Source organism: Novosphingobium guangzhouense, from assembly GCF_002896965.1.
Taxonomy (GTDB): domain Bacteria; phylum Pseudomonadota; class Alphaproteobacteria; order Sphingomonadales; family Sphingomonadaceae; genus Novosphingobium; species Novosphingobium guangzhouense.
Map to the genome: position 1 here is coordinate 1 of NZ_LYMM01000082.1, position 8,579 is coordinate 8,579.

The 8,579-nt window shown below is 64.4% G+C and carries 4 protein-coding genes; all 4 read left to right on the forward strand.

The annotated features are described in order from the left end of the window. Window positions 1–286: 286 nt before the first annotated feature. The gene (locus A8V01_RS24460) at window positions 287–2,941 is read left to right on the forward strand and encodes a TonB-dependent receptor (protein ID WP_170066053.1); all 2,655 of its coding nucleotides are present in this window, start codon (window positions 287–289) and stop codon (window positions 2,939–2,941) included. Window positions 2,942–2,970: 29 nt separating this feature from the next. Continuing rightward, window positions 2,971–4,455, forward strand: a complete 1,485-nt coding sequence (locus tag A8V01_RS24465) for a glycosyl hydrolase family 28 protein (protein WP_170066054.1) — start codon at window positions 2,971–2,973, stop codon at window positions 4,453–4,455. A gap of 34 nt (window positions 4,456–4,489) precedes the next feature. Beyond that, complete coding sequence (locus A8V01_RS24470) at window positions 4,490–6,463, forward strand: glycoside hydrolase family 97 protein (protein WP_103098872.1); 1,974 nt, start codon at window positions 4,490–4,492, stop codon at window positions 6,461–6,463. Window positions 6,464–6,519: 56 nt separating this feature from the next. Further along, a partial coding sequence (locus A8V01_RS24475; RefSeq protein WP_170066055.1) for a heparinase II/III domain-containing protein occupies window positions 6,520–8,579 on the forward strand: 2,060 nt, incomplete at its 3' end.

The window sequence follows — 8,579 nt, forward strand, 5'->3', positions numbered from 1 at the left end:
GCCGGCGTCCTGCACAAGTGGCTGGAGGGCGCCGGACTGGTCGAGACCGCACAGGCCGGGCTCGCCTACACCGTGCTCAAGCACACCGTGCCGGGCGACATGTGCCTCGTCGGCCCCGAAGAACTGAACGCCTTCTCCGCCAGCGGCGGCGACGTCAGGCGATAGGCCGGCCGACCCCGCCTCAAAATCTATGGAAGATCAATTTATGGTATCGATATCCACTTGCATCCGGAATCTGATATCGATATCAGATTCGCAACAACCAGACGCCCTCGGGAGAGCGCACATGAATCGCAACGCCTCGCTTCGCTGCCGCGGACGCGTATCCACGACCGCCAGACTGGCTTCTCTGCTTCTGGCCTCATGCTCGGCATTTCCGGCCTTTGCTCAGGACGCCGCCCCTGCTCCGCAGGATGCTTCGGCCAACGAGATCATCGTCACGGGCGTCCTCAGCCGCACGGCCAAGCGTGACGCCGCTGTCGCCATCTCGACCATCGATTCAGATACTGTGCAGCGCTCGGCCCCGGTCAGCGCAGCCGACCTTCTGAAGAACGTACCGGGCGTCTATGTGAACTCGTCGATCGGCGAGGCGCGCAACATCGTTTATGCGCGCGGCCTGTCGGTCGGAACGCAGTCGGCGACCTCGGGCTATTACTTCGTTGCATTGCTCGACGATGGCCTGCCGGTCATCGGCATTCAGGGCAGTGGCTTCCAGCCCGACAGTTTCTATCGTCAGGACCTGACGCTGAAGCGCGTTGAGGCGCTGCGCGGCGGCAGCGCAACCGTCACGGGGCCGAACGCGCCCGGCGGTCTGTTCAACTACATCTCCAAGAATGCACTTACCGACCATGACGGCGGTGTGGCTTCGATCCGCCTCGGCCTTGAAGGCAAAAGCCAGCCCTATCAGCGTGCGGACGCCTACTATGGCACCGAATTCGGCGAAAGCGGCGTCTACGGGTCGATCGGCGGGTTTTATCGCCGTTCGTTCGGCGCGCGGCCAACCGCCTATCCTTTCAACCGGGGCGGGCAGATCAAGGCATCGCTGGGCTGGAACTACGGCTCCGGTTCTCTGGTCCTCTACGGCAAGTACCTCGACGACCACAACGGGTCCTACGATTCCGAGCGCATCCCCTCGATCGGCTTCGACGATCCGCAGATCGCGCCCGGCCTGTCGCGCTACGACAACTATACGCTGGGCCGCAAATCGGCCTTCACCATTCCCGGATCGGGCGTCGTGGACAGCCAGCGCTTCGATCCGGACAATCTCGACCACACCGTCGCGCGGAGCGTGGGCCTCAAGTGGGAGCACGACGTCGATGACACGCTCCAGATCAGCAACCATTTCCGGTTCAACGACAACCGCCTGAAGCTCAACCAGAACGGCGTTGGCACGTTCGGTCTGGACAACCAGAACTTGTGGAACAACCTCGGCTTCAGCGCCGCGGGGCTCAGCCGCGTTCCGGGGACGATCACGGTGACCGGCAGCAACGGCCAGTTGCTTGCGCAGGTGGCCAGCGCCGCCAGCGGCTACACGGTGCTGACCAACAACCTGCCCAATCAGCAGGTGCTGACCAACGGCGTCATTTCGGGAACCGGCACCTCGACCGATTTCGACGAGCAGTCGTTCATCGATCAGTTGACAATCTCTAAGCGCATCGGCCGCCTGACCGTGACCGCCGGCGGCTACCTCTCGCGCTCGAAGTTCGTGCGCGAACTGTTGCCGCCCGGCGGCTACATCGCCCCGATCGAATCCGACATGGAAGCCGCGCAGGTCACCTTCACTGACGCCGCGACCGGCAATGTCTATCAGATGACCAATTCCGCAGGCTTCGGTTCGATCGGCAGTGCGCCGGTCCGCAACACCGTCAAGAACCGCTCTACCTCGCTGTTCGGCGGGCTCAACTGGAAGGCGACCGACAGGCTCACCCTGGATGCCGGCATCCGCTATGAGCGCTTTGGTTACAGGGGCACGAACCTGCTCGCCTCGGCGAACCCGCAAGCCCGCGACCGCACTTACGGCGGCGTCGACGGCGATCCGCTGACGATCTACGACAATCTCGTAGGCGTGCTGGACCGCGAAGTGCCTTTCGACAAGAAGCTGAGCTTCGTGAACTACACCGCGGCCGCCAACTACCGTTTCTCCGACAGCTTCTCGGCCTACGTGCGCTACGCCCGCGGCAAGAAGAACGGCGATGGCCTCTGGGGCGGATACGATACGGTGTTCAAGGCGCAGAACCAGCCGATCACGCCGCCGCTGATCACGCAGTACGAAGCAGGGTTCAGCTATGTGAGCCCGAGGGTGCGCCTGACGCTGACCCCGTTCCTCACCCTGCTCGACAAGGTCAACGTCGTCGGCCAGGGAACCGACCTTGACGGCACGACCTACGTTACCACGCCGGCCTTCAACAAGACGCGGGTATACGGGGTCGAGATCGAGGGCGATATTCGGGTGACACAGCAGTTGCGCCTGACGGCTGCCGTGACGCTCCAGAAGGGCAAGGCGCTCGAATGGTACAACTGGAACATGGGGCAAACGGGCCGGGCGGACGATCAGCTTGAAGCCTATCCTGACAGCAAGCTTGAGAACCTTGCCAAGGTTCAGGGCCGCATTGGCCTGGAGTATGCGACCGGTCCATTCACGGCGCTCGTCAACTTCACCTATCTGGGGTCGCGCCCGTCCAGCTTTACCGGTCTGACGACGTTCCCGACCCAGACCCAGACCGACCTCTCGCTATCCTATGATGTGACGCCCGACTTCCGGCTTGGCTTCAACGTCAGCAACGTGTTCAACGATATCGGCATCTTCTCGATCCAGAATCCGAATTTGCCGGTTTCCGGGCTGACGCAGACGCAGATCATCAGCATGTATCCCAATGCGACGACCGGCATCCTGACCACGCAGCCACGCTCGTTCTTCCTGACAGGGACAGCGAATTTCTGATGCGGTCGCACAGATCAGGAGCCACTTCGATGCGTAAACCCGCGATCCTGCGCCGGACCGGCATCAGCCTTGCCGTTATCGCACTGTCCTGCGCGGCGGCCCCCGTCGTTCTCGCGGCGGACGATGCTCTGCAGGTCTATCCCGTGCCGAAGGGCCTGCTCTATGCCGCGCACAACGACGACTTCACCGTCCGTGTGCGCAAACCGGGCGGACCATGGCAGGATCTTTACGAGTACCGCGTCCAGGTCGACACCGACACGAGGCAGAATGCCTCCATGGTGTATTTCGATTTCCAGGGCACCGTGGAAGTCGAAGTGCTGAAAAACAACGGCCGCTTCGACACGGTCACCGTCGCACCGCTGGCCAGCGCGGTGAAGCCGGAACGCAAGGGAAGCATCGTACGCATGACGCTGACGCGTCCCGAGAGCTTCTCGCTCCAGTTCGATGACGACCGGCTTCACAACCTGCACATCCTGGCCGGCGCCGTTCCCGCGGCTGCCCCGAACGGTCCGAACGTGCGTGTTTTCGAGCCGGGGCTCCATACCCCGCCAGAGGGCAGCGACGTGTTCCCGGTCAAGTCGGGAGAACGCATCTATCTTGCAGGCGGAGCCGTCCTGAAGGGCTCCTTCGCGCTGGAGGGCGTGAAGGACGTCAGTATATCGGGACGCGGGATGCTCTGGGATCCCGGACGGGGGATCGACCTTGAGAAAGCACAAAACGTCGCGATCTCCGATCTCATCCTCGTCAACAGCGACCGCAAGGACGCGGCACGGGTCATCAACATCCGCAATTCCAGCAATGTCGCGCTGCGTAACGTCACCGGCTTCACCTCGGGCAAGTGGTCGGACGGGATCAATATCTCGACCTCGCGACATGTCTCGGTCGATGGCGGCTATCTGCGCGTGTCCGACGATGCCGTGGTGGTGTACTCGGTGACCGATTGTCCGCTGTGCCGCCAGCGTGCGGCGCAAACCGGCATTCCCGACGTCAATCCGCCCGGAGACACCTTCGACATCACGGTCCGCAACCTGCGGATCTGGAACGACGTGGCGCACGCGCTCTACGTTGCGCATTTTGGTGACAACGCAAACCCGCGCACGATCCGCGATGTCACCTTCGATAACATCGACATCGCCAATCTCGACGAGGACGACCCCGACTGGGAAGGCGCGATCGCGGCCTATTCGGGCGACAGCACGCTGATCCGCAACATCACCTTCAGCAACATCCGCGTCGACCGGATCGAGGAAGGCAAGCTGATCAACATCGTGGCGGGCAACAACGCCCGGTACAACACGATGCCCGGACGCGGGATCGACGGGGTGACCATCCGCAACGTCACCTTCACCGGCGAGGGCATGCCCGGCCCGTCGATCATCGCGGGCCTGTCGGAAAAGACCGCCGTTCGCAACGTCACGATCGAAAACCTCGGCATCGGCGGCCGGCGGATCGACTCCCCCGAAGCGGGCGACATCGCCGTTGGAAAGCACGTGCAAGGCCTGATCATCCGCTGACGCCCGAGCCGGCGCATCTCGAGGGAGGAACACCATGAAGACCAACCGCCGCACCGTGCTTGCCGGGCTGAGCGCCGCGACAGCCACCGGCCTGGCCGCAAGCGCTGTGGAAGCCCGCAGCACTCCGCCCGCAACCGCGCAACGCCTCGCGGTCGCCTCGCCGGACGGGCGCATCACGGTCGAACTGCTGGTGCCCGCATCGCGCGGCGAGCACCCGCGCTGGGCGGCCCGGCATGGGGACACCGTGATGCTCGAACCTTCGCAGATGGCGCTGGTGCTGGGCGATGGCCGACGCCTCGGACCGGATGCGAAGTTCCTGGGTTCGGAGACAACCTCCAGCGACGGGTCCTGGCAGCCCCCTTACGGGATCGCCGGGAACTACGACGGGCGAGCGAACCAACTTGAGGCGCGGTTCGAGGATCGTCGCTCGCGCATCCGCTTCGCGATCCGCCTCCTGGCACACGACGACGGGATCGCCTGTCGTTTCGTACTGCTTTCCGCGCCGAAGAAAACGGTGCGGCTCGGCGGCGAGCAGATCGAGTTCCGCATGCCCGCCGGTACCCGCGTCTGGACCAGCCGCGACGAGGGCGAGTACGCCGTCTCCCCGGCTGGCCGGATCGCCCCCATTCCTCACCCCGAACTGACCGCCAGCACCGACAAGGGCGCGCTGGCTGATACGCCGGCAATGGCCCAGACGCCCGCAGGTCTTGCCATGCTGCTGTGCGAAGCCGACCGCCTGCATTACCCGCGCATGATGTTCGCGCCCGGTCCCGACGAACAGACGATGGTCAGCCGCCTGATGCATTTCCCCGGTCGCGCCACCGGCTTCTCCGGTCCGGGCGATACGCATGCAGCGCCCCTCTTCGATGTCGAAGCGCCCTTCACCACGCCCTGGCGGGTCATCATGGTCGCCGAACGCACTGCCGGACTGATCGGCAAGGCCGGGCTGGTTCCCACGCTCGCCACCCCCAACCGCCTCGGCGCGACCGACTGGGTCCGTCCAGGCCGGGCATTTCGCGTCCGTGCGCCCTATACGAACGAAAACGCTACAGCCGGCCTCGCCTTTGCCGTGGAACGCAAGATGGATTTCATCGTATTCGATGCGCACTGGTACGGCGACGGCACCGATCCCAGCGATGCCACCCACCCGATCGACGGCTTCGACATCGAGGGCATCGTCGCCGCCGCGCGGCAGAAGGGGATCGGCACGATCGTCTATGTCGATCGCGTGCCGGCCATGCGCCAGCTGGATGCGATTGTCGCCACGTACCGCAAGTGGGGCATCGCCGGAATCAAGTTCGGCTTCATCTGGGAGGGGCGTCAGGAGGACGTCGACTGGATCTACGACGTCGTGAAGACCTGCGGCGAAAACAACCTGCTGGTGAACCTGCACGACAACCTGCGTCCCGCCGGGCTGGAGCGCACCTTGCCGAACTACGTAGCGCTGGAAGGCGTGCGCGGGAACGAGCAGTTCCCCACCGCGCGGCACAACGTCACCCTGCCCTTCACGCGCGCTCTGTCCGGGCCGATCGACTACACGATCTGCTACGATCACTACAAGAACCTGACCACCAACGCGCACCAGCTGGCGATGGCGGCGGTCTACTACAACCCGCTCACGTTCCTCTACTGGTACGACACTCCGGCGAAGTACCGCACCGGAAGCTGGCCCGCGCTCCACTGGTTCGACGAATGCCCCACCACCTGGGACGAGACCCATGCGATCGATGGCGAGCCGGGTGAGTACGTTGCGGTAGCACGGCGCAACGGCGACCGCTGGTTCCTGGGCGCGATGACCAACGAGGAGGCGCGCACGATCCAGATCCCGCTTGCCTTCCTGGGCGAAGGCAAATGGCAGGCGATGGTCTTTGCCGACGGCGCGCGGGCGCAGGAGCCCCGACTGACCACGGTGGACATCTCCCGGCGCAATGTGGATGCCTCCGCCACCCTGACGGTCGCCATGCAGCCGAGCGGCGGCCAGGCGATCTTCTTCGAACGGCGCGCCTGACCGCCGACATTGGAGCTAGCGCCCGCTGCGCATCGCGGGGCAAGGGAATGGATACGATGATACGAACCGCGATGGCCGCAGCAGCCCTGACGATGGTGCCGACCTTGGCGCTCCTCCCCGCTGGGGCGCAGGCACAGGAGGTCGCCGCAGCCCCTCCCTCGCTTGCATTCAAGCCGGCCAACATCGCGCGTGTGAAGCAACTCATCGCCAGTGACCCCGAAGCCCGCACCCGTTGGAATGCCCTGCGCAAGACGGCGGACAGGGCGCTGTCCTCTCCCCCGCGTGGTGATCGCGAGATCGACAGTGCTCTGGAAGCACTCGCCCTCGCCTTCCGCGTCACGGGACAGGCGAAGTATGCACAGGGAGCCAGGACAATCCTGCTGCAGCGCGCGGCCAGAACGGACTGGCTGACCGACGCTCCCCTCGCCCGCCGCGACCCTCCGTGGAAATCCGACCTCGGGATGGGTTATGCCGCCGCCAGCACCGGCATTGCCTATGACGCCGTGCGCGACACTCTGTCGCAGGCCGATCGCCAGACCATCGTGCAGGGCCTCATCCGCGGTGCCATTCTCCCGATCATGGACGACTGGATCGATGGCGCAAAGCGCATCCATGCGCTCGATACGATGGGACACAACTGGTGGGCACACATCGTCTTCGGCGCCGGCGTTGCGGCACTTGCGGTGCGCCCGGACGATCCGCGCGGCCTCGAATGGGCGCGCCGCATCGACGAGGCGAGCGTGGAATGGTTCGAGTTTCCGGGCACCCGCATCGGCACCAAGCCTCCCACCTTCGGCCGCGACGGCGCCTATTCCGAGACTGTCTCCTATGCCGAACTGGCATTGCACAGCCTGATGCTTTTCCGCCGCTCGTGGACCGAGGCGATGGGCACCGCCCCCTCCCCCATCAAGGGTCTCGACAAGATCGCAGGCTATTTTCTCGCCACCAGCTATCCCCGCAGCGAGGGATGGGTGTCGCTCAACTTCGGTGACAGCCGCCCGCCCAGTTGCGGTTGCCACACCTTGGCTGACCTGTGGGCACTGGGCGACCACAATCCCGAATACCTGAAGTATATTGCCGGCTTCTCCGGCGTGCCCGCGAAAGATGCATGGAAGGATGCCACCAACCTTCCCTATTTCCCTGACGCCCCGGCACGCGCGTCAGCGTCGTCCTCCATCGGCGCATCGCGCACTTACGTATCGCGCGACCAGGGCCTGCTGACCATGCGCAGCGACTGGTCCCCCGACGCCACCCTTCTCGGGGTCAAGTCCGGCTTCACCTGGAACCACAACCATGCCGATGCCGGCAGCTTCATCCTCTACCACAAGGGACACACGCTGATCGCGGATTCGGGCCATTCAGGCTACTCGACGCCGGAGTACGATGGCTATTACCGGCAAAGCGAGGCCCACAACGTCGTCACCATCGACGGACATGCGGAGCCCGCCAGCGACCTCTACGACGGGTCGGCGTCGATGGGCACGATCGACCATGTGCTCGACACGCCCAACATTCGTTACGCCTGGGCGGATGCCACCGGGCCGACGAGCCGATACTTCCAGCGCAACTACCGCAACATCCTGTGGGTGGGAGACACGATCCTCCTCGTCGACGACTTGCGCAGCCGCGATGCCGGCCAGTTCGAATGGCTGCTGCATCACGGCGGCACGGCCACGCGCAAAGGCAGGACAGTCGAAATTCGCGACGGGGACGCCGGCGTCGACGTTACGCCGCTGTTCCCGGCGGCTCTGCCGGACGGCGGCTTGCCGACCGACTATCCTTATGCGCTGCGTCTCGTCAGCCATGAGGGCCTTGCCGATGAGGACCCGAAAATAAAGCAGGCCTACCTCGGGTTCCAGCCCGTCGGGAAAAGCGATCGCGAGAAGTTCCTGGTTGCCCTGCAACCCCGCAGCGAGGGCAAGCCTGCGTCAAGGATCGAACGCATTGAAGGCACGAACTGGATCGGCGTGCGCATCACCGGCATCGATCGCATCACCGAGGTTTACTTCAACCTTCTGGCGGACGGACGACTTCGCCATCGCAATGCCAATGCCACGATGGCCGGGATCGACACCGACGCCTACATCCTGGCTGTCAGCCACCCCATGCGCAGCGA